A 22,545-nucleotide genomic window follows, 5' to 3' on the forward strand; every position below is an offset into this window, starting at 1 on the left:
CGCGCGGGGCGGGAGCCGACCTGAGGTGTCGGCTCCCGCCCCGCCCATGTGTTACCGCGGCAGGGTGCCCTGCCAGAAGATGTCCGCCAGCGACGTCCCCACCTGCAGGGACCGCCGCTCGGCCGGCTCGACCCAGCCGCCGGCCGCCTCAGACCAGCGCCGCAGGGCGTCCCTGGTGAGGGTCACGCGCGCGTGCTGGGTGGCCCCGGCCGGCACCTCCAGCGCCGTGAAGCCCGCCAGGGCCGGGTGGGCCGGCACGTCCTCGAACGCCGGCTGCGCCACGTACGCCTGCACCACCGCTTTCCCACGGCGGGCCGAGGTGTTGGTCACCGGCACCGTGAGCGTGACCTCACCGTCCGGCCCGGACGCCAGCTGCACGTCCCCGTAGTAGAAGGTGGCGTAGCCCAGGCCGTGCCCGAGCGGGTAGGCGGGCGCCACGCCCTGCGCCGCGAGCGAGCGGTACCCGATCAGCACGCCCTCCTGATAGTGCAGGTCCGCGTGCTCGTCCGGCGTGAGGTCGAACGCCGGGTAGTCGGCCTCCTGCGCCGCGAAGGTAACGGGCAGCCGCCCGCCCGGCTCACGGATGCCGGAAAGCACCTCCGCCAGCGCCGGCCCGAAGGCCTGCCCGGGGAACCACACCTGCAGCACCGCCGCGGCCTGCGCGGCCCAGCTGGTGTCCACCGCGTGCGCCGCGTTCACCACCACCACCGTCTGTGGGTTGGCGGCGCAGACCCGCTCGATCAGCTGCAGCTGCCGGTCTGGCAGCCGGGTGGTGGTGCGGTCGCGGCTCTCCACGCCCGAGTCGGCCGTCTCGCCCACCACCAGCACCACCTGGGCGCTGCGCGCCGCGAGCGCCTCTGCCCGACGCATCAGGTCCGGCTGCGCCGGCGGCCGGGCCCCGAACCACAGGCCCTGCGCCCGCGCGGGTCGGTAGGTCATCTCGTACTCCAGCTGCACCGGCACGCCCGCCTCAAGCTGCAGGTGCACCGACGTCGCCTCGCCGCGCAGCAGGTGGCCCATCACGTCGCCGCCGACCACCGGGGACGGCTGATGGCCCCACTCCACGCCGTCCACCCGCAGCGTCACGTCGCCCGTCCCGCCGTAGTACAGGGTGTAGCGGCCGCCGCGTTCCGGCGTGAGGGTGGTGCGCGCCCGCACGGTGGCGCCCTGGTGGGTGCTGAGGCCCGCCGGCATGTCCTGCGCGAACCACACCAGCGTCGAGGTGCGCCGCACCTCGCTGAACACCGCGGGCCGGTCCGGGCCGCCCGCGTGATATGTGACGGTGAGGCCCGGCTCGCCCGTCGCGGCGGTGATCGGCAGGGCCGGCAGCGGCGGCAGGCGGTACTCCGGCTCGACCCCTACCTCATGTTCCACCGCGAACCGCTGTTCCAGCGCCGAGAGCGGCGTCTGCACGTCGTCCGACAGCGCGATGCGCGCGAAGGTCGCCCCCTGGTAGCAGGGCGTGGCCGCATTGGGGCCGATGACCGCGAGCGGCCGCTGCGGCGCGAGCGGCAGCACGCCGCGGTCGTTCTTGAGCAGCACGAAACTGGCCGCGGCGGCCTCGGTGAGCAGCTCGGCGGCGTCCTGGGCGGCGGGGACGGGCGTCTGCCACGCCGTGGCCCACGCCGCGACCGACCGCGCGGCCGCCTGCACGCGCGCTTCACTCACCTCGCCGGAGCGCGCCAGCTGCGCCGCGTGCTCGCCCATCTGCCGGCCCGGTCCCGGCATTTCGAGATCCAGGCCGGCCTGCAGGCTCTTCGCGCCGTTCTGCACGCCGAACCAGTCGGACATCAGCACGCCGGTGAAGTGGAGTTCGTTCCGCAGCAGCCGGATCACCTGGGTCTGCTCCGCGCAGGGCACGCCGTTCAGGCGGTTGTAGGCCATCAGCATCCCGCCCACCCCCGCGCGCGCCGCGCGCTCGAAGGGCCGCAGGTATACCTCGCGCAGGGTGCGGACGTCCATCACCGAGTTCATACGGTGGCGCTGCGTCTCCGAGTCGTTCCCGACCACGTGCTTGGCGACCGCCGAGACGCCCCCAGCCTGCACGCCGCCGATCCACGCGGCCCCGATCTCGCCGCTGAGCAGGGGGTCCTCGGAATACGTCTCGAAGGCGCGGCCGGCCAGGGGACTGCGCGGCAGGTTCAGGTTCGGCCCGAGCACCGCCTGCCGGCCCAGCCGGGTGCATTCGCTCGCCACCAGCGCCCCGATGCGCCCGGCCAAGTCCACGTCCCAGCTGGCGGCGAGCGCGGTGCCGCACGGCATCAGCAGCGCCACGTCCCGCTCGTCCACCCGCACGCTCGCCATGCCCATCGGCCCGTCGGCCATGTGGAGCGCCGGCACGCCCTGATGGGGCAGCGCGGCGCTGGCCCACATCTCGGCGCCCGCGGTGAGGCGGGCCGCCTCCTCCAGGGTGAAGTCCGGCGGGGGCCCGCTCATGCGGAGGGGGCCCGCAGGGCGGAGGTCGCCGCGGCGAAGTGCAGCACCTGGCCGGCCAGCGCCGCGAGCTGCGCGTCGGTGGCGGGGTCGATGCACGCCCCGTCCGGCCCGAACGCCTGCACCGCGACGGTGTTGATGGTCACGCCCAGCGGGGTGGGCCAGCCGCGCAGCGCGTGCACGACGTCGCGCACGGCGCTGAGGGTCACGCCCGCGCCCTGCCAGCCGGCCGCCACCACAATGCAGCCCACCGCGCGCCCGTCAAGGTACGGCCGCGCGTCCGGCCGCAGGTCCTCCAGCAGGTCGAGCGCGTTCTTGACCAGCCCCGACATCCCGCCGTGGTACCCGGGCGTGGCGATCAGCACCCCGTCGGCCTGACGCACCGCGTCCACCAACGCCCGCTCGGTATCCGAGCGCTCCGGCTGCTCGGGCGCGTACATCGGCAGGTCCGCCAGCTGCGGCCCGGCGAACAGCGCGGTCCGGGCGCCCAGCCGCTCGGCGTGCGCCAGGGCCGTGCGCAGCGCCTTCTCGCCGCTGGACCCGGGCCGGGTGGTGCCGCCGATCCCGACGATCAGCGGCACGGTCACGCGGGCGTCCCGGCGGGCACCCGGGTCGTGTCCTTGAAGTGCGGCATCACCTGCTCGGCGAACAGCCGCATCGACTGCTGCCCCAGGCGCAGGCGCTCCGGGGTGAGCGGGCCGGTAGTGAAGCCCATCAGCACGTTGCCGATGCCCAGCGCCCGGTACTGTTCGAGGTGCGCGCGGACCGTCTCGGGGCTGCCGTACAGGCACCACGTGCCGATCCAGTCCTCAGTCAGGGCGTTGGGCGTGGTGTGGATCTTCACGTCGCTGATCTCCTCGGCGCGCTTGTTGTAGACCATCTCGCGGTCGATGGCGTCCTGGTACCCCTGGAGGATCACCTCCAGCTCGGCCCGGGCCTGCTCGTCCGTCTCGGCGAGGTGGACGCACTGGTAGGTGTGGGTGGTCCACGACAGCGCCCGCTGCACCACCTCCTGCGGGTGCCCGGCCGAGAGCAGCGCGTCCCGGTACACCGTGAAGTACTTGGTGACGTGCTTGAGCGGCTCGGTGCCGCCGATCTGGGGCGGCGTGAACGCGGGGATGAACGCCGGGTAGCCGCTCTGGGCGGCGCGCAGCGCGCTGGATTCGCGCAGCGCCACGCTCATCAGCGGCGCGTGCCGCTTGCCGTACGGTGCGGGGACGATGCGCTGAATGACCGCGCCCTTGTAGTGCCCGGTGTCGAACTGCACCGGCGGGTCGTCCATTGTTTTGTTCCACAGCGCCTCGGCGATGTCGAGGTTCTCCTGGGCGATGCGGGAGGTCTCCTTGTAGTTCACGCCGAAGCCGATCATCTCCTCGGGGGTGGTGCCGCTGCCGATGCCGACCAGCAGCCGCCCGTCGGTCAGCTGGTCCAGCAGGTTGACGCGCTCGGCGAAGCGGACCGGGTGGTGCAGCGGGACGGTGGTGACCGACATGCCGAAGTGCATGCGCTTCAGCTGCGGGGCGAGGTAGGCCGCGAACATGAAGGGGTCGCTCGACATCGGCGCGTAGCCGGTGAAGTGATGGTCCGGCATGAAGACGGCGTCGTAGCCAAAGTCCTCAGCGTCGCGGGCGTGCTGGGCCAGGTCCTGGATGATGGTGCGGTCCTGCTCGGGGGCCGTGGAGCGGCCAACAAGAAACACGGAAAAGCGCATGGAGTCCCTCCTGGGGAGCAGCTGGAGCCCGGCCTGCGGCCGGATGGGCGAAGGGCGGCTGGTCCACCACCACTAAAAATCAGAATGTTGATTCTGATTTCAGAGTGCGCCAGATTTGATCAGATGTCAAGTCCGCCCTTCACTCCAGCCGGGCGTACTGCAAAAACAACAGGCTCATCTCCCCCAGGTCACTTTTCAGCTCCGCCCAGTCGCCTTCACCCGCGGCCTCCGCCGTCGACCCCAACGCCAGGTACCGGGCAAACGCCGCGTACGCCAGGTGAAAGCAGGCCCACGCCGCGTGCTCGGGACGCGGATGATGGATCGCGGCGCGGTGCTCCAGCAGCACCGCGCACCACCCCTCCTCCAGCTTGCCGAACGACTGCTTCCCCAGGGCCGCCACCGCCTCATCCGACGGCGCGCGCGCCATCAGCGGGCGGAGCAGGTTCGCCTGCGCCTTCAGGAACTCGCCCAGCGCGTCCACCAGCTGCGGCACCAGCGCCGCAAAGGGCAGCTGCTCCGCCCGAATGCCCTTCAGCAGCGCCGCCTGCTCCGCCTCCACCCGCTCCAGGATGCGCCGCTGCGCGGCATTCAACAGCTCTTCCTTGCCCCGCACCCGCCCATAGATCGAGCCGGTGGACACCCCGGCGCGTTGACTCACTGCGGCCAGGGTCAGCTGCTCGAAGCTGCCCTCTGCGAGGATCTCGATGGCCGCTTCGAGCACCCGCTCGAACGACTGGCGACTGCGGTCTTGCTGCGGCGTGCGGAAAGCGGGAGAGTCAGTCATCGTGGCTGGCCGCCAGCATACTGGAAGTCACGCCGGACCACTGTTCAGATGCTGCCGGTCGCCCACCCGCCTACCCATCGAGCGGGAGACCCACATAATTCTCCGCCAGCGCCGTGGCCGCCGCGCGCGAGTGCGTCACGTACTCCAGGTCCGCCACGTGAATGCGCTGCTCGAAGGCATTCTCCGTGGGGTCGACGTGCAGCATGGTCGTCATCGACCAGCTGAAGCGCTCCGCCCGCCATACGCGGCGCAGGCACGTCTCGCTGTACCGCTCCAGGCGCTCCCGGTGGCCGTCCCGGTAGAACTGCTCCAACCCCCGGAACAGGTACACCGCGTCCGCCACCGCGAGGTTCAGTCCCTTCGCTCCGGTCGGCGGCACGATGTGCGCCGCGTCCCCCGCGATAAACAGCGGCCCCTGCTGCATCCGGTCGGTGACGAAGCTGCGCAGCCCCACGATGCCCTTCTGGAAAATCCGCCCCTCGGTCAGCTGCCAGTCCGGCGCGGCGAGCCGCGCCCGCAGCTCCTGCCAGATCCGCTCGTCCGGGTATGCGGAGACGTGCTCCCCCGCTCCGCACTGGATGTACAGGCGCTGCACGGTGCTTGACCGGGTGCTCAGCAGCGCGAAGCCGCGCTCATGCCGGGCGTAGATCAGCTCGTGGTGGCTGGGCGGGGCCTCGACCAGGATGCCCAGCCAGCCGAAGGGATAGACCTTCTGGTACTCGGTCCGCCCCTCGATGAACTGACGGCTGCCGCCCTGCGACCCGTCGCAGCCCGCCACGAAGTCCCCCTCCAGCGTCTCCAGCGGCCCGTCTTCGCGGCGGCGGAACGTCACGCGTGGCCGTGCCGCCGTCACCTCCCGCAGATCAACGTCCCTCACTCCGAACAGCATCTGCCCACCCGCCGCCTCCAGGCCCGCGATCAGGTCGCGCAGCACCTCATGCTGCGGGTAGACGGTCACCCGCTTCCCGCCCGTCAGCTCCATCAGGTCCAGGTGGCAGCGCGTCTGACCGTGCTGCAGGGTGATGCCGGTGTGGAAGTGCGCCTCCCGGTCCATCCGCGCCCCCAGGCCCAGCTCGCGCATCAGGTCGGCCGTCCAGTCCTCCAGCACCCCGGCGCGGATGGTCTGCTCGATCTCCTCCCGGGTGCGCGTGTCCAGCACGACGCTCTCGATGCCCTGCCGGTGCAGCAGATGCGCGAGGAACAAGCCGGCAGGGCCGGCACCGACGATCACGACCTGCGTGCGGGTGAGCTGGGTCATAGCACTCCTCAATCAACAAGAAACGACGTCCGCCGGCAGGCGCCGCGGTGGGTCACGGGGAAACACCACCACTGTGCCCCGCCGCGGGTCCGGGAACAAGCCAGGGATTCAACAGTGTTGAATGACCCGCTTGTCAGACGGCCGCTCAGACCGGACACTGGACGCAGACCGCCACCGTTGTCCCTGGCCCCTCAGGTGGGCTCAGGTCATCTCACCCACGAGGAGCTCCCCGTGCCGTTCATCCACTCCCAGGGCCTCACCCTGCACGTCCACAGCTCCGGCCCGGCCACGGCGCCGACGCTGGTGCTGATCAACCCCATCGGCAGCGACCTGCGGGTGTGGGATGCGGTGGCCCGCACGCTCAGCCCGCGCTTCCACGTGCTGCAGTACGACCTGCGCGGCCAGGGGCTCAGCGACGCCCCGAGCGGCGAGTACACCCTGGACGACCACGTCCGCGACCTGCAGGACCTGCTCGACGCGCACGGCGTGGCCCACGCCGCGCTGGCCGGCTGCTCCCTGGGCGGCCTGGTGGCGCAGGGCTTCGCGCTCGCCCACCCGGCGCGCGTGACGCGGCTCGCGCTGCTCGACACGCTCCCGCGCATCGGCAGCGAAACGAGCTGGACCCAGCGCGCCGATCAGGTCCGCGCGCGCGGCCTGCCCGCCCTCGCGCCGGACCTGGTGCAGCGCTGGTTCGCCCCCACCTACTTCCAGCGGTGCCCCACCGAAGCGCACGGCTACACCACGCTGCTGGCCCGCACGCCCCAACCCGGATACCTGGGCAGCTGCGCGGCGCTGCGGGACGCGGACCTCCGCGGGGCCATCACCGACCTGACGAGCCCCACCCTGGTGCTGTGCGGGGAGCAGGACGTCTCCACGCCCCCCCAGGCCTGCCAGGCCTTCGCCGAGCAGATCGGCGCCGCCTTCGACGTGGTGCCCGGCGCGGCGCACCTGCCGATGGTCGAGCAGCCGCACGTCGTGGCCGAGCGGCTGGGCCGCTTCCTGCAGCCGAGCCTGGAACCGCCGGACGACCGCTACCAGCGGGGCCTCTCGGTGCGCCGCCAGGTGCTGGGCGCCGCGCACGTGGACCGCGCGACCGCGGCCGCCAGCGACCTCGACCGGGACTTCCAGACCTTCATCACCGAGTACGCCTGGGGCGGCCCGTGGTCGCGCGGCCACCTGGACGTCCGCACCCGCCACCTGCTGACCCTCGCCGTGCTGACGGCCCTCCCGCGTGAGCACGAACTGGAGCTGCACATCCGCGCGACCAGGAACACCGGCGTCACGCCGGACGACCTGCAGGAGGTGTTCCTGCACGTGGCCGTGTACGCGGGCGTCCCGGTCGCCAACCGCGCCCTGCAGATCGCCAAGCGGGTGCTGGGGGAGGAACCATGACCACGAGTGACCCACCGAACGACGTTCACCCGCCGCATCTCTACCCGCCGTATGCCAGCAGCGTCAAGCGCGCCCCGCACGAGCTGCTGATGCCGCTGCCCACCGCGCTGCGCGACCACGGCGGTCCCGTCTTCTCCCCCTCGCGCCTGCGCCCGGACGACCACGACGCCACCCGCAACGCCCGCGTCAACGGCGAGCCGCTCGGCGAGCGCATCCTGGTGCGCGGACGGCTGCTGGACGCGGCCGGGCGGCCCGTCCGCGGCGCGCTGATCGAAACGTGGCAGGCGAACGCCGCCGGGCGGTACGTCCACGGCCGCGACCAGCACGACGCGCCGCTCGACCCCAACTTCGTGGGCACCGCGAGAATGCTGACCGACGAGCACGGCGAGTACGAACTGATCAGCATCCGCCCAGGCGCGTACCCCTGGGGCAACCACCCGAACGCGTGGCGGCCCGCGCACATCCACTTCAGCGTCTTCGGCACCAACTTCACCGAGCGGCTGGTGAGTCAGATGTACTTCCCCGGCGACCCGCTGCTCGCCCACGACCCGATCTACCAGGGGATCCCCGACCCGCAGGGCCAGCAGCGGTTGATCAGCCGCTTCGACCTGAACCTCACCGAGCCGGGCTGGGCGCTCGGCTACCGCTTCGACATCGTGCTGGGCGGCCAGCACGCCACGCCCTTCGAGGACCCGGACCATGACGACTGAGCGGAAGCGAACCCCGCCTCACCCGGAGGATCACCGATGACCCGCCGGTCCTCCGCTGGCCCCCTGACCCCCGAGGACAGCAACATCCCCGACGGCGCGTTCGGGCCCTCGCCCAGCCAGACGGTCGGGCCGTACTTCCACCAGGGGCTCGTGCACGGCTTCCAGGGGTACGAGCGGACCGCGGGGACCGTCCTCGTGGACCCCTTCAGCGTGGAGGCGCAGGGCGTCCCTGGCGAGCGGATCCGCCTGACCGGACACGTGCTGGACGCGGACGGCGAGGTCATTCCCGACGCGTTGATCGAGGTGTGGCAGGCCGACGCCAGCGGCCGGTACCCGACGGACCCGGACGCGGCGTTCAGCGGCTTCGCCCGCACGCATACCCTGACCGCGGACGCCCGCTACGAAGTCCACACCATCAAACCCGGCGCCGCCGGTCCGGACGCTGCGCCCCGGCTGCTGCTGTGGGTGGGCCTGCGCGGCCTGCTGACCCACCTGTACACCGTGGTGTACTTCAGCGACGAGGACAACAGCCGCGACGCCGTGCTGCGGGACGTGCCGGAAGCGCGCCGGCCCACCCTCATCGCCCAGCGCCTGGACGCGCCGGGTGGCGTCACCTACACCTTCGACCTGCGGCTGCAGGGCGAAGGCGAGACGGTCTTCTTCACGCCATGACGCCCGGGAACGCGAGCCGGGCCGGGGCCGCCCCGCGACGCGCGGGGCGCTGGGCCCGGGTGTCCCCATGCCGCTGACCCCGGCGGACTCCGCCCTCTTCGGCGGGATGTTCACGCAGCCGGACGTGGCCGCGCTGTACACCGACGACGCGTACCTGCGCCGCCTGATGCAGGTGGAAGCCGCGCTCGCCCGCGCGCAGGCCCGGCTGGGGCTGATCCCGACCGCGTCGGCGCAGGCGATCACGGCGCTGGCCGAGCAGTTCCACGTGGACGTCCGGCCGTTGAGCGAGGGGCTCCTGCAGGACGGCGTGCCGGTGCCCGCGCTGCTCGCGCAGCTGCGGCCCGCGCTGCCAGAGGCGGCCCGCGAGCACCTGCACTTCGGCGCGACCACGCAGGACATCGTGGACACCGCCTTCGTGCTGGGCGCGCGGGCCGCGCTGGGCGTGCTGCGGCGCCTGCTGCTGGACGTGACGGACGCGCTGGCGGCCCTGGCGCGGACGCACGCCGCGACGCTGATGCCGGGACGCACGCACGCCCAGCAGGCGCTGCCCATCACCTTCGGCCTCAAGGCCGGGGGCTGGCTCACGCCGCTGCTGCGACACCTGGACCGCCTCTCAGAACTGGAAGCGCGGCTGTACACCGTGTCGTTCGGCGGCGCGGCCGGCACGCTCGCCGCGCTGGGGGAACGCGGACTGGACGTCGCCTCGGCGCTGGCCCAGGAGCTGCACCTCGCCGTGCCGCCCACCCCCTGGCACACCCAGCGCGACACGGTCCTGGAACTCGCCGCCTGGCTCACGGGGGTGTGCACGAGCCTGGGCAAGCTGGCGCAGGACGCCATCCTGCTGGCCCAGTCGGAGGTCGGTGAACTCGCCGAGCGGGGCGGCGGGAGCAGCACCATGCCGCAGAAGCAGAACCCCATCACCAGCGAGCTGATCCTCGCCGCCGCCAGCACCGCCGCGGGCCTGCTCGCCGCCGTGGCGCGCAGCGGCATCCAGGAGCACGAACGCGGCACCCACGGCTGGCAGGTCGAGTGGCTCACTGTGCCGCAACTGCTCGGCCTGACCGGCGCGGCGCTGGCCCACACGGCGCGGCTGCTCACCGGCGTGCAGGTGAACGCCGGGCGCATGGCGCAGAACGTCACCGCCTCGAACGGCGTGATGCTCGCCGAGGCGCTCAGCTTCGCGCTGAGCACCGTGATGTCCCGCGAGGAGGCCCACTCGACGGTGAAGGCCGCCGCCCGCCGGGCCGCCGCAGGCGAGGGCCACCTCACGAAGCTCGTGCGCCAGGACCTCGGCGCGCGCGCCGAGGCCATCGCCTGGACTGACCTCACCGAAGCCCGCGCCCTCGGCGTGACTGACCTGTTCATTCAACGGGCGCTGGACGAGTACGCCCGCGTTCGGGGGCCGGTCCCCCACCAGGAGCGCCCATGACCGCACCATCCAACCTGCAAGAGCACGATGTGGTGATTGTTTCTGCCGTAAGGAGCGCGATCGGCAGCCTGCGGGGCGGCCTGAGTGGCGTCCGGCCCGACGACCTGGCCGCTCAGCTGATCCGCGCCGCCGTGCAGCGCAGCGGCGTCGCCCCGGACCAGATCGAGGAGGTGATCCTCGGCTGCGCCAACCAGGCGGGCGAGGACAACCGCAACGTGGCGCGCATGGCCCTGCTGCTGGCCGGCCTGCCCGACACCATCGCCGGCCTGACCGTCAACCGGCTGTGCGCCAGTGGGCTCAGCGCCATCAACACCGCCGCCCGCGCCATCCGCAACGGGGACGGCGACGTGTACGTGGCGGGCGGAGTGGAGAGCATGACCCGCGCCCCGCTGGTGATGGCCAAGGGCGCGCAAGGGTTCGCCAGTGGCAACGTCACCGCCTACGACACCACCCTCGGCTGGCGCTTCCCCAACCCCGCGATGGAGGCGCTGTTTCCGCTGGAGGCGATGGGGCAGACGGCCGAGAACATCGTGGAGCGCAGCCGCGCCGGGCAGCTCGCGGGCGGCGAGATCACCCGCGAGGATCAGGACGCCTACGCGCTCGAGAGCCAGCGACGCGTCGCGGACGCCCTCCGCGCCGGGCACTTCCGGGAGCAGATCGTGCCGGTGGCGGTGCCGGGCAAGCGCGGCCCCACCGTGTTCGACACGGACGAACACCCCCGGGTGCGGGTGGACGGCGCGGAGGTGACCGTCACCACCGACGCGGCGACGCTGGCCGGGCTGAAACCGGCCTTCCGGGCGGGCGGCAGCGTGACGGCCGGGAACAGCAGTGGCCTGAACGACGGGGCGGCCGCCCTGGTGCTGATGAGTGCCAAGGCCGCGCGCGAGCAGGGGGTGCGGCCGCTGGCCCGCTGGGTGGGGGGTGCGGCGGCTGGGGTGGACCCGCGCGTGATGGGGCTGGGGCCGATTCCCGCCACCCGCAAGCTGCTGGCGCGCACCGGGCTGAGTGTGGCGGACCTGGATCTGGTGGAGTTGAACGAGGCGTTCGCGGCGCAGGCGGTGGCGTGCATCCGGGAGCTGCAGCTGGACCCGGCGCGGGTGAACGTGAGTGGCGGGGCGGTGGCGCTGGGCCATCCGCTGGGCATGAGCGGGGCGCGGCTGATCGTGTCGCTGACGCATGACCTGGCCCGCACCGGGGGCCGCTATGGCCTGGCCGCCCTCTGCGTCGGCGTCGGTCAGGGTGAAGCTGCCCTCATCGAGCGGGTGGAGGCGTGAAGCGCGTGCCGGTGATCACCGCGGCCGAGGCCGCAGGGCAGGTCCGGTCCGGCGACACGCTGATGGTGGGCGGCTTCGGCATGACCGGCAACCCCGTGACGCTCGTGCACGCCCTCGCCGAGACCGGCACCAAGGACCTCACGTACGTCGCGAACAACGTGTCGGAACCGGGACTCAGCGGCGGGCGGCTGCTCAGGAACCGGCAGATCTCCCGCGCGGTGGGCAGTTACTTCACCAGCAACCGAGAGGCCGTCCAGGCGCACCAGGAGGGGTGGCTGGAGGTGACGCTGCTGCCGCAGGGCACGCTGGCGGAAGCCATCCGCGCCGGGGGCGCGGGCCTGGGCGGCTTCTACACGCCCACCGCGGCGGGGACGCTCATCGCCGCGGGCGCCGACACCCGTGTCCTGAACGGACGGGAGATGGTGTTCGTGCCGGCGATCCAGGCGGACGTGGCGTTCATCCGCGCGTGGCGGGCGGACCGGGCCGGGAACCTGCAGTACCGCCTCACCGAGCAGAACTTCAACCGCGCGATGGCCACCGCCGCGCGGGTGGTGATCGCGGAGGTGGAGGAGATCGTCGAGGTGGGTGAGCTTCCGCCGGAGCAGGTGCACACCCCGGGGCTGTACGTGGACGCGCTGGTGCAGGCCACCCTGACGCTCGCCCACCTCGGCAGCAGCGCCGACGTGAACAGCGGCGCCAAACGCGTCGACGCGGCCCGCATGCACATGGCCCGCCGCGCCCTGCAGGAGCTGCATCCCGGCGACGTCGTGAACCTCGGCATTGGCATCCCCACCTTGGTCGCCGACCTGATCACGCCGGAGATGGGCGTCATCCTGCACACCGAGAACGGCATGCTGGGCGTCGGCCCGGCACCGCAGGACGGCGGCGCGATGCACTACCCGGTCAACGCCGGGAAGATTCCCGTGACGGCGCTGCCCGGCGCGAGTTACTTCGACAGCGCCGAGAGTTTCGGCATGATCCGCGGCCGACACGTGGACGTGGCCGTGATGGGCGGCCTGCAGGTGGACGCGCACGCCAACCTCGCCAACTGGGCGGTGCCGGGCAAACCGCTGCTGGGGGTGGGCGGCGCGATGGACCTGGCCAGCGGCGCCCGGCGCCTGATCGTGACCATGACCCACCAGGACGAACGCGGCGCGCCCAAGGTGGTGGACGACTGTACGCTGCCCGTCACCGCCTCCGCGGCGGTGGACCTGGTCATCACCGACAAGGCCGTGTTCACCTTTCCGGACGGGACGTTGACCCTCACCGGCCTGATGCCGGGCGTGACGCTCGACGAGGTGCGCGCCACGACCGGCGCAGCGTTCCTGGAACGGCTGGACCGGTAATGGAGCGCGGGTGATGCTGGGGGTGTTCGAAAAGGCCCGCGCGGTGCTGGACCTGTACACCACCGCGCATCCCGAGTGGGGCGTGACCGAGGTGGCCCGGCAGCTTGGCTTCCCGCCGTCCAGCGCGCACGTCCTGATGACCTCCCTGACCCAGATGGGCCTGCTGCACCGCACGGTGGCCGGGCGGTACCGGCTGGGCTTCAAATTGCTGGCGCTCAGCCAGGTGCTGCTCTCCAACACCCCCTGGCGCGACGTCGCCCGGGACGAAATGACGACGCTGGGTCAGGGGTGCGGCGAAGCGCTCCTGCTCGCGGCGTTCGATGGCGGTCAGCTGGTGACGGTGGCCACCATCGAGGGTCGCCACCCGGACAGCCCGCCGCTGCCACAGGTGGGGGCGGTGCTGCCGCCGTATCCGTCGGCCAGTGCCGCGCTGCTGCTCGCCCACCGGCCCTGGAGCGTCGTGCGGCGCGCCCTGCAGGGGGACGGCGCCGAGCGAACGCCCGCCGAGCTGGACGCGGCCCTGCTGGACCTCGAGCGGGTCGTGCAGGACGGCCTGGCCTCGTCGCTGGACGCGCAGATGTGGTCCGTGGCTGCGCCGGTGCGCAACCACAACGGGGAGGTGATCGCCGCCCTGAGCGTCCACGTGCCGGCCACGCGGACGGTCGAGCGCCGGATGGCGCTGCAGCGGGCGCTCGAGGACGCCAGTCAGCGCCTCTCCGCCCGCATCGGCCACGTCGACCGTGCCCCTGAGGAGCGGCTGTTCTGGACGTCGGTGCAGGGCCAGGAGCGGCTCCAGCGGCCCAGCCGCCGGACCCTGCGGTAACGGCGGATGTCCACTGGGATCAAGGCGCTGCAGATGCCCACTCGGCTCGAGGTGCGGGCCAAGTGAGGCAACGGCGCAAGTTCATGCCCTGACCGCCGCACCCCCGGTTGAGTTCGGATGCGGCGGTCAGGGCACGCGTTCGGTCGTGTCCTGCCGGGGACGCCGGAGGGGCAGCCGCCACAGCAGGCGGGCCAGCCGACTACACTCTGTTCACCATGTCCTCCAACGTCCCTGCTGCACCGCTGGATGCACGCCTCCCTCCGCGTGGCCTTCGACGCTTCTGGGCCGAGAACGCCCTTTCGATCGTCGTGTCGAGTCTTTTCGTGGTGTTCTGGCTCGCGCAGGCCCTGTCCGGCTGGTCCACCTTCAACGAGGACCAGCAGGCCCATCATCAGGCCACCATTCGGTTCGTCTCGTACCTGCAGAGCAGCGAATTCTGGTCGGCCACCGCTGAGAACTGGGAGAGTGAGTTCCTTCAGATGGGCGTGTACGTGGTGCTCACCATCTACCTCAAGCAGCGGGGCTCGGCCGATTCCAACCCCTATCCGGACGAGGGGAACGACGAGCAGTCCTACGATCCAGCCCAGGCGCCGGGCCCGGTGAAACGTGGCGGTCGGGTGCTGGCGCTGTACCGCAACTCCCTGAGCGTGACGTTCCTCACGTTGTTCCTGGGCGCGATGCTGCTGCATGCCGTGGCCAGCCACCACGTCTTCAACAAGGAGCAGCTGATGCACGGCGACGACCCGGTGAGCTTTCTGGCGTTTCTCGGGAAGCCGGACTTCTGGTTTCAGTCGTTCCAGAACTGGCAGAGTGAGTTTCTGGCCATCGGCAGTCTGGTGATCCTGACCATTTTTCTGCGGCAGGTGGGGTCCTCCCAGTCGAAGGCGGTGGAAGCCCCGCACCGGCAGACCGGGGATTAGCCGGTGGGGGGCAACGTCACGAACCGTGCACAGAGGGCGCACCCAGCTGAACCGCACGGTGCATCCTGGCACGCACCCACAGGCCGGGCCGGGTGCTGACCCGGTTGGGTGCCCCGGGAGCGGGGCCTCGATGGGCGGGTCGGGCGCCCTCAGCCTGTGATGACCATCTCCAGGCTGCCTGGCCATGCCCTGGTTCCGAGCACGCCGGGGCGTGCCATCCCGTTGACATCCGCGTCTTTCTACGCTGCCTTCCGGTGGTCGGAACAGGTCTTCTGACTCCACCAGGAGGTTGGTATGTGGTGTCGTCCGTTGATGTCCCTCTCCCTGGCGCTTGCCGCCGTGACCCTCCCCCTTGCGCGAGCAGCAGGGCACCCGATGACGGTGCAGGTCGTGCCCGACGCCACGAGGACGGTGAGCAGGACGGTGACGTCCGCGGGCGGTCAACTCACCGCGCACGGGGCGGACGGCACCACCTACGTGCTGACGGTGCCCACAGGGGCCCTGCTGAGCCGCGAAACGATTCGGATGACGCCCGTGACGCGCGTGGACGCCCTGCCCCTGAGCGGCGGTCTCCTCGGGGCGGTGCACCTCGAACCTAAAGGGCTGGAGTTCCTCGAACCACTCACGCTCACCATCACGCCCCCCAGGCATCTCGACGTCACGCACCTTCGTGCCTTCAACTCGCACGCGCTCGGCCAGGAGTTCTACCTCCAGCCGATGCGCACGGTGAACGGCTCCGTTCACCTGCTGCTGAACCACTTCTCGAACCCCGGCGTGGCCCTCACCACCAGCGCGGACGAGGCCCTGCTCGCTCCACTGGTGCCGACCGATCCGCGAGACCGTCTGGAAACGGACGACGGCGCGCCACAGCACCGACGCCACATTCATGAACGGCGTCTACACCGACAAGGTGCAGCCTGCCCTTCGCGCCGCATCGACCGACGACGCTCAGCTGAAGGGCGCCATCCGGCTGTTTCTGACCTGGCGCAACGCCGTCCAGTCGGGTGGCCTGGATGAGCAGATGAAAGCGCAGATTTTCGACGGGTGGACGCTGATCGCCCGGGGCATCGAGCACGCGGTGAGCCGAGCCTCCGCGTCGTGTGTTCAGGACCACGACCTGTCGCGCCTCACCGACCTGCTGGGGTGGATCTCGTGGGTGAAGCGCAACCCCCGCCTCGCACCGTACTTCACCGGCAAGCTCGCCGCGTTCGAGACGAACGCGGAGCACTGCGCGACGTTCGAGCTGACCTTCGACTCCGTCCTGGATGAGCACACGCTCGAACTCGCGCAGGATGACGGCCCGAATCCCACGGACCTGACCAGCCACTTTGAGATGAGCGCCAAGGTGACCGTGAAGTACTCGGTGGCGCGCGGCACCCTGGAAGGCCAGGGGCCGATCGAGTCCCGGGGGTTCACCGCCAAGGGATACTATGCCTGGACCTCCCCGGACAGCCCGCCCGACTGCACGGTGAGTGCAGGTCCGGTGACGAACACGCCTTCGCCGTTCATCGTGGGGACCGCTGGGGAATTCGTCAGCGCGCTCGACCTCGATTCGCTGCTGACCGACCTGACGACCGGCCGCCCGGCCGTGGGCGTGGACCTGGCCTTCGTTCCCGGGACCGTCCTGCACCTCATGCGCGTGGCGTGCGACGGGGAGCCCGCGGCGAACGTGAACGGCGTCGAGGCGCATGCGGACTGGGGCGTCATCACCCGCAGGGCCTTGAAGCTACGAGACGAACTGAGGGAGCCGTGGCAGGCCAGGGGCATGGTCTTCAGGGACGGCGTGGCGGAGTACACCTGGAATCACGCCTACGACGGGAGTTCCCTGCTGGCCGACCCGGAAGATGAGGACGACGCCATCCGCCAGACCCTGCGCGGGTCCTCGCACCTCACCTTGCGCCACACCCCCCGACCCTGACGCTGCGTTGAACCGAGCATGGTGGGTGACCAGCCGTCTTCATCGACTGCGGCGCGAGGGTGGACGCGCTTCCCGTTCAGTTGACGCATTCAAGGAAGGCCCCCGCGTCCGGCGCTCGCTTGACTGCGCCCCTCGGGCTGGCAGGCCACCGCCCTCGAGGACCCGCGCGTCGAGCGATGGCGCGTCCACGACTTGAACGAACCGATCTCTCGGTCCAGTTCAGACCGGCGCCCTGGCCTCCCGAATGCCGCTCGGGCGCCCTCTCCAGTGGGGCCAGCAGCCGGAAGGAGTCCTGACCCTCGAGCGTTTAACCCAGTTGCGCCCCAGCCGCTGCCGATGGAGCCGGACCCGCCGCACGTGTGAATCGGCGGCCATCAGCACGCGGCGCGCGTCCGGGCACAGCGCCGCCATTGCTGTTGTGCGCCGCACCCACCCGCAGAAGAATGCCCTCGATCAGCAGGTGCCCCAGGTGCTGTTTCAACCGCGGTATGCGCCCGCGTCCTCCTGCGGCGCGCCGGAAGGCGCGGCGTCAGGGGACGGTGGACCGGGCACCCCAGCCTGCCCGTGCGCCGCCAGGAACCCCGTTCGAAACTCCTCCGGAACCTGCTGCGCGGCGTGCTGGAGCCAGGCCTGGGCCGCCTCGTGCGCCTGAGCCGCCTGCGGGTCGCCCAGCGCGTCCAGCGCCGCGGCGTGCGTTCGCATGACCTCGCCCAGCGGCAGCTCCGGGGTGAAGGTGTCACACAGCTGCCGGGCCGAGGCGCTGTCCTGCACCGCCTGGTGGAGGTCACCCAGCGCGAGGTGCGCCTGGGCACGCCGGGTCAGGGCCGCGACCTGCACGCCGCCCAGCTCCGCGGCCTGGGCGAGCTGCAGGGCGGCCTGTGCGTCCAGGAGCGCTTGTCTGGCCGGCAGTGTCGGCCCGCGCGCGATGAGCAGCCGCGCGTGTTCGTACGGATTCAGGCGCGTGATGGGGTGGGCCAGCGCCGCGGCGAAGACGGCGTCGGCCCGCTCACCGCGGCGCGTGAGCGTCTGGGCTTCCAGCAGCAGTCGCCGGGGCTCGTCGGGCGGCTGGAGGTCCGCGCGCTCCGCCACGGCGCGCACCTCCGCCCGGGCCAGCTCCACCGCCCCCACGGTCAGGTACACCTGTGCCAGGTCCAGGTGCAGCACGCTGCGCCACCACTCCTGGTGCTGCCCGTGCAGCGCCAGCGCGCGGCGCACCGTGGCCAGCGCCGCGCTGCTGTTGCCGAGCGCGTGCTCGGCCAGGAACGTGCTGTGCGCCCCGGCCAGCTGATAGTAGCTGTCGGCGTCGAGCGTCCCGAGGACCTCCTCTGCGCGGCGGGCGGCGTCCAGGGCCGGCAGGGCCAGCCCGAGTTCGTGCCACGTCACCGCCAGTTTGACCAGCGCCGCCACCCGCCCGGTCGGATCCCCGGCCACGTCCGCATACAGCGCCAACGCCTGCTCAAAGTGCGCCAGAGCGGCGCGGCGCTGGCCGAGGCCCTCGACCCGGCCCAGGCCCAGGTGGGTGAGGGCGCGCAGGCGCAGGTCGTCCAGCTCGGCGCCGAGCTGTCCCAGGCGGCTCAGGTGATGCCGCGCTTCGTCCAGCCGGCCGCTGAACAGGGTGACCGCGGCGAGCGCTTCGTGGCACACCGCCTGCAGCGGGCGGTCGTTGACCTCCTCGGCGCGGTTCAGGGTGGCGCCGGACAGCGCCTCCAGGCCCGGCCAGTCGCGCTGCTCGTACAGCCGGTGCATCCGGGCCTCGTACGCACGGGCATGCTGGGTGGCGGTGCGTGCCAGGGCACTCAGCCGCTCGCCCAGACGCTGCAGCTCGGCCTGGTACGAGACCTCCACGCTCAGCCGCATGGCGGCGTAGATCGCCTCGAAGGCCTCGTCCGCCCGGCCGAACCGTTCGAACAGGTCGGCGGCCTGCTCGCAGAACGCGGCGGCCTCCCGAAGCCGCCCCTGGCGTTGCGCCTGCTCGGCGGCCGCCAGCAGGTGCGGCGCGGCTTTCTCGTCGTCGCCTCCCTCCAGCCAGTGCCGCGCCACCCGGGCCGCGCTCGCCCCCTCGCGCTCCAGCACCCGCGCCGCGCTGCGGTTGAGCAGGCGGCGCACCGCGTGGGGAAGGCCCGCCAGCACCGTCTCCTGCACCAGGTCGTGGCTGAAGCGCTCGCCGTCCATGACCTGCGCCGCCTCCAGTTCCTCCCAGGCCGCCGCGGTGTCGAGCAGCGGCGCGCCCAGCACCGCGGCCACCAGCTCGATCCGCACGTCGCTCTGCAGGACGGCCGCGCCGCGCGCCGTGCCCAGCGCCGCCGGGGACAGCCGCGCGAGGCGCCCCTCGATCAGCTGCGACACCCGCGCCGCCACCGGCAGGCCACCGTCCGCGCGGGGGTTCTCGATCAGGTGCTTGACCGTCTCCAGCACGAACAGCGGGTTGCCGCCGGTAAAGCGCGCGAGTTGTGGCCCCAGCGCCCGCACGGCCGACACCTCCAGGTCCTGCAGCAGCTGCGTGACCGCCGCCGCACCGAGCGGCGTCAGGTCCAGCCGCACGCCCATCCCCGCCCGGGCGAGCTGAGCGAAGACCTCCGCGGTGGCGGCGGGCAGTTCGCCCGGGCGCGCCGTGGCGATCAGGCGCGGCACCCTGCCCGGCTGGCCGAGCGGAAAGGCGCTGGAGAGCAGCACGAACATCGCCTCGATGGACGCAGGATCGGCCAGGTGCAGGTCGTCGTACACCACCGCACTCACTTCCGTGAGGCCCGCCTGGAACACCTGGTGAATGGCGGCGTGCAGGTGCTGGTCCGGGTCCTCCGGCGGCCCGGCCGTGCCGTCCAGCAGCTCGGGCAGCAGGCGCGACAGGCTGGTCCGCATCCACGGGTCCAGCGTGAGCTGGGGCGCGCGCGCCAGGAGGCGGCGCAGGCTGCGGGTGGTCGTGGAGTACGGCACCAGGGCGTCGCCCGGGCGGCCTTCCAGCTCCACCACGTCGCCCTTGCTGGCCGCGAAGTCCCGGGCGAGGCGCGACTTGCCCAGGCCGCCCTCGCCCGCGAGCACGATGAACTGCCCGGCGGCCCAGGCGTCCTCCATCCGCGCCCACTCGGCCTCGCGTCCAATGAGGCTGGGCGGGCGCAGGACGCTCAGGGGAATGCGGGGCCGGACCGGGGCGGCCGGCGCGGGCGGCACGCCGCGCTCGATCTCGCGCGCCAGCGCCAGCGTCTCGGGCAGCGGCTCGGTGCCGAACTCGCGCTGCAGCACGCTCCGGCAGCGCTCGAACGCGGCCAGCGCGGCGCCCCGGTCCCCCGCGAGGTAGTGCAGCCGCATCACGCGGCGGTGGGCCTCCTCCGAGACCCCGTTCAGGTCCAGCAGCCGGGTGGCTGTGGCGAGCGCGCCCGCCAGGTCGCCCGCGTCCTCCTGCTGCGAGGCCGCCGCGGCCAGCCGCCCGGCCCGGACCGCGTCGAGCCGCTCGCGCCACATCAGCAGCCAGTCGGCGAGGTCCGGGCGATCGTCGAACTCCACCCCGTCCAGCAGGGGGCCGCCGGTCCACGTTCCCGGCGCCTCACCGGCCAGCAGCGCGGGCGCGTCGACCCACAGGTGCTCGGACAGGCCCACCGCGTCGTCCGCGCGCAGGATGACCTCGCCGCACGCCCGGTTGAGGCGCCGGATCAGGTGCACGAGGTTGTTGCGCGCCGCGCCTTCCAGCGTGTCCGGCCACAGCAGGCCCGCGAGGCGCGACCGGGGCGTCGGCCCTTCCAGCGCCACGTAGGTCAGCACCGCCAGCGTGCCGCCCTCCAGCCGCACCACCTGCCCGCCTGGACCCACCAGCCGCGGTTTTCCCAGCACCTCCAGCTGCCAGATGGGCCGACTGTTCATGACTCCTTCATCGTATCAGACGGCGTCCGATGCTCACCGCAAACATGTCGCGAGGCAGGCATTGGGACCGGGCTCCGTGAGCCGCGCTGCGGGGCAGGCCGACGCGCGACCATGGTGTGTCGGGCGGTCCACTCACTTGCGTTCTGCCGGACGTGACACCACCTCGGTCCGAAGCGGGTCACGACGTCGTCGAACATCATCTCGCTCTGCGACTCCACCACCTCTAGATTGTGGGTATGATATGAGCTGAAAATAGGTATCTCTTCATCTAAGAAGCTTCAGGAGGCCCATGCACGCCCTCGTTCTCCTGCACGTCCTCGCGTCCATCATTGGCATTGGCCCGACCTTCTTCATGCTGGTGCTGTACCGGCGTGATCAATCAGCAGCGGACCTCGTCGCGTCGCTAAAGCTCATTCACGCGCTGGAATACTTCCCAAAAATCGGTGGCACGCTGGCAGTGCTCAGCGGCCTGCTGCTGACGTTCACAGGCTCCTACGGACCGTTTACGCAACTGTGGCTACTTGGCTCGCTCGTGCTCTACATCACGGTCCAGGTGGTGGTCATCGCGCTGCTCGGCCCGCTGACGAAACGGCTGAGCGCCTGGTCGGCCAGCACCAGCAGCAGCCGGTTGACGACGGACGCCACCTCCTGGCTGGCATCCGCCCACCGGCTCACCTGGGTGGCGAATGGGCTGGCGGTGCTGCTGGTTGGGTTGATGGTCTTGAAACCCCGCTGAGGAGGACCACCGGACCCAAGCCGGTTGAGGACCTGGTGGTTGCCGACCAGGTCATCCATGCAATGCGTGATGGTGGGTGAGTGCTCGTCCGGCTGCTCAGCGCCTCAGCCTCCGGGAGGACAGGACGTGGGGCACCCAGAGACAGCGGCGACAGATGGGAGCTCGAGGCCCGCTGTCCCTGGTCAGCGGTAAAGGACGTGCACGTGATCCCGCTGGCGCTTGCAGAGCTGATTGGCTGGCCCAGCCGTGCCATGTGCAGATCCGCCGCCGTGCCGGTTCACATCGAGCGGTCGTTCACCAGCCGCACCGTCTGAAACCAGAAGTCCGACAGGGCCTGCAGCATCAGGATCAGCTTTGGAAAGGTCGCTGGTTTGTGCAGGTAGCCGGAGGCCTGGTGGTCGTAGCTGGAGAGGATGTCCCCGCTGAGGTCCGAGAGGCTCAGGATCACCACTGGAATCAACCGGTGATGTGAATGGGCCTTCAGGCGCTCCAGCAGCTCCATCCCCGACATGCTGGGCAGCTGCAGATCCAGCAGGATCAGCCTTGGGGGATGGTCGGGGAACCGCTCGAGGTACGCGAGCGCCGCTTCCGCGCTGGCCACATGCACCATAGACGGCACGGGCTTCACCTCTCGGACAGCTTCTTCCACCATTCGGGCCGCAGCCGCATCATCTTCAATCAGCAGCAGGTCCGGGGCATGATGCATGGGCCAACTCTAGCAAAGGCGGATGCGCCACTTTGTCGAGGTGTGCCTGCACGGTCGGGCGTTGGCGTCGCCTTGTGACGTTCAATCCGGCGTCCTACATTGTTAGAGCTGTCCGGAGCATTGGGGTTAGTCCGTCCTGCCTCATATCTTATGATTGAATAATCTTTGTCGAATTCTTATGGCCGATCCAGAGGGGGAGGTGACCAACCGGTCTGTCAATGGCGAAGGCCCTCCTTTCTTGCTTCTGCTTGTGCCAGAGCATCGTGGCTTAGGCAATGTGTTCACCGGCGTGCCGAGATGCAGGGGAGGCCGTGGGAGCTACGCACGTCCACCGGAGCGCGTCAACAGTGACCAGGCGAACCTGAGCTGCCTCTGCACAACCTCGTGGTCTTCAGCGGAAGAGACAGAGGCGAGATCATCAAGAGGGCGGACATTTCGCACGTAGAAACATAGTCATGGCCCGGAACAATGGGTACTCATTCCCAGATAAGATTCTTCAATCCACGTAGCATTGTGCCTGCGAAGGTGGTGGACCTGGAGCCTCATCCACCACCTTCGCAGGCACAATGAATACCCGA

Annotated in this window: 17 protein-coding genes; 10 read left to right on the plus strand and 7 right to left on the minus strand. The window is 71.2% G+C overall.

Annotated features, from left to right (window positions below):
- Window positions 1–51 precede the first annotated feature (51 nt).
- The 5 genes from ABOD76_RS01720 to ABOD76_RS01740 all read right to left on the minus strand — a co-directional run bounded on the left by ABOD76_RS01720 (window position 52) and on the right by ABOD76_RS01740 (window position 6,186).
- The gene (locus ABOD76_RS01720; protein WP_350241550.1) at window positions 52–2,436 is read right to left on the minus strand and encodes a beta-glucosidase; all 2,385 of its coding nucleotides are present in this window, start codon (window positions 2,434–2,436) and stop codon (window positions 52–54) included.
- On the minus strand, window positions 2,433–3,020 hold the full coding sequence (locus tag ABOD76_RS01725) for an NADPH-dependent FMN reductase (protein WP_350241552.1): 588 nt from the start codon (window positions 3,018–3,020) through the stop codon (window positions 2,433–2,435). Before ABOD76_RS01725 ends, ABOD76_RS01720 begins: the two co-directional genes overlap by 4 nt.
- Window positions 3,017–4,144, minus strand: coding sequence for an LLM class flavin-dependent oxidoreductase (locus ABOD76_RS01730; protein WP_350241553.1), 1,128 nt, complete (start codon window positions 4,142–4,144; stop codon window positions 3,017–3,019). Before ABOD76_RS01730 ends, ABOD76_RS01725 begins: the two co-directional genes overlap by 4 nt.
- A gap of 139 nt (window positions 4,145–4,283) precedes the next feature.
- Window positions 4,284–4,928: a TetR/AcrR family transcriptional regulator gene (locus ABOD76_RS01735; RefSeq protein ID WP_350241554.1), complete on the minus strand. Its 645-nt coding sequence runs from the start codon at window positions 4,926–4,928 to the stop codon at window positions 4,284–4,286.
- A gap of 70 nt (window positions 4,929–4,998) precedes the next feature.
- A complete protein-coding gene (locus ABOD76_RS01740) occupies window positions 4,999–6,186 on the minus strand; it encodes a 4-hydroxybenzoate 3-monooxygenase (RefSeq protein WP_350241555.1) in 1,188 nt (395 codons plus the stop codon).
- 231 nt (window positions 6,187–6,417) lie between these two features.
- Between ABOD76_RS01740 and pcaD the strand changes: the two genes are divergently transcribed.
- From pcaD to ABOD76_RS01785, 9 genes are all read left to right on the plus strand, one after another.
- Window positions 6,418–7,578 carry a 3-oxoadipate enol-lactonase gene (gene pcaD, locus ABOD76_RS01745; protein WP_350241556.1) on the plus strand — a complete coding sequence of 387 codons (1,161 nt, stop codon included), beginning with the start codon at window positions 6,418–6,420 and terminating at the stop codon, window positions 7,576–7,578.
- Window positions 7,575–8,288 carry a protocatechuate 3,4-dioxygenase subunit beta gene (gene pcaH / locus ABOD76_RS01750; RefSeq protein ID WP_350241557.1) on the plus strand — a complete coding sequence of 238 codons (714 nt, stop codon included), beginning with the start codon at window positions 7,575–7,577 and terminating at the stop codon, window positions 8,286–8,288. Before pcaD ends, pcaH begins: the two co-directional genes overlap by 4 nt.
- Window positions 8,289–8,324: 36 nt before the next feature.
- Complete coding sequence (pcaG, locus tag ABOD76_RS01755; protein WP_350241558.1) at window positions 8,325–8,960, plus strand: protocatechuate 3,4-dioxygenase subunit alpha; 636 nt, start codon at window positions 8,325–8,327, stop codon at window positions 8,958–8,960.
- 67 nt (window positions 8,961–9,027) lie between these two features.
- Window positions 9,028–10,389 (plus strand): 3-carboxy-cis,cis-muconate cycloisomerase, encoded by a 1,362-nt coding sequence (gene pcaB, locus ABOD76_RS01760; protein WP_350241560.1) that lies wholly within the window; start codon window positions 9,028–9,030, stop codon window positions 10,387–10,389.
- A complete protein-coding gene (locus ABOD76_RS01765) occupies window positions 10,386–11,663 on the plus strand; it encodes a thiolase family protein (RefSeq protein ID WP_350241561.1) in 1,278 nt (425 codons plus the stop codon). Before pcaB ends, ABOD76_RS01765 begins: the two co-directional genes overlap by 4 nt.
- A complete protein-coding gene (locus tag ABOD76_RS01770) occupies window positions 11,660–13,009 on the plus strand; it encodes a 3-oxoacid CoA-transferase (RefSeq protein WP_350241562.1) in 1,350 nt (449 codons plus the stop codon). The genes ABOD76_RS01765 and ABOD76_RS01770 overlap by 4 nt, the downstream gene beginning before the upstream one ends.
- A gap of 13 nt (window positions 13,010–13,022) precedes the next feature.
- Window positions 13,023–13,832: an IclR family transcriptional regulator gene (locus ABOD76_RS01775; protein ID WP_350241563.1), complete on the plus strand. Its 810-nt coding sequence runs from the start codon at window positions 13,023–13,025 to the stop codon at window positions 13,830–13,832.
- A gap of 215 nt (window positions 13,833–14,047) precedes the next feature.
- Entirely contained in the window at window positions 14,048–14,752 is a 705-nt protein-coding gene (locus ABOD76_RS01780; protein WP_350241564.1) for a DUF6766 family protein, read from the plus strand.
- 886 nt (window positions 14,753–15,638) lie between these two features.
- Complete coding sequence (locus tag ABOD76_RS01785; protein ID WP_350241565.1) at window positions 15,639–16,670, plus strand: hypothetical protein; 1,032 nt, start codon at window positions 15,639–15,641, stop codon at window positions 16,668–16,670.
- Between the two features lie 477 nt (window positions 16,671–17,147).
- On the opposite strand, the gene ABOD76_RS01790 is transcribed toward ABOD76_RS01785, so the two are convergent.
- Window positions 17,148–20,525: an ATP-binding protein gene (locus tag ABOD76_RS01790; RefSeq protein WP_350241567.1), complete on the minus strand. Its 3,378-nt coding sequence runs from the start codon at window positions 20,523–20,525 to the stop codon at window positions 17,148–17,150.
- A gap of 289 nt (window positions 20,526–20,814) precedes the next feature.
- On the opposite strand from ABOD76_RS01790, the gene ABOD76_RS01795 reads away from it, so the two are divergent.
- Entirely contained in the window at window positions 20,815–21,261 is a 447-nt protein-coding gene (locus ABOD76_RS01795; RefSeq protein WP_350241569.1) for a DUF2269 family protein, read from the plus strand.
- Between the two features lie 277 nt (window positions 21,262–21,538).
- Here ABOD76_RS01795 and ABOD76_RS01800 read toward each other — a convergent pair whose 3' ends face one another.
- The gene (locus ABOD76_RS01800) at window positions 21,539–21,967 is read right to left on the minus strand and encodes a response regulator (protein ID WP_350241570.1); all 429 of its coding nucleotides are present in this window, start codon (window positions 21,965–21,967) and stop codon (window positions 21,539–21,541) included.
- Window positions 21,968–22,545 lie beyond the last annotated feature (578 nt).

This window comes from Deinococcus sonorensis KR-87, from assembly GCF_040256395.1.
In the GTDB taxonomy this organism is placed as follows: Bacteria; Deinococcota; Deinococci; order Deinococcales; family Deinococcaceae; genus Deinococcus; species Deinococcus sonorensis.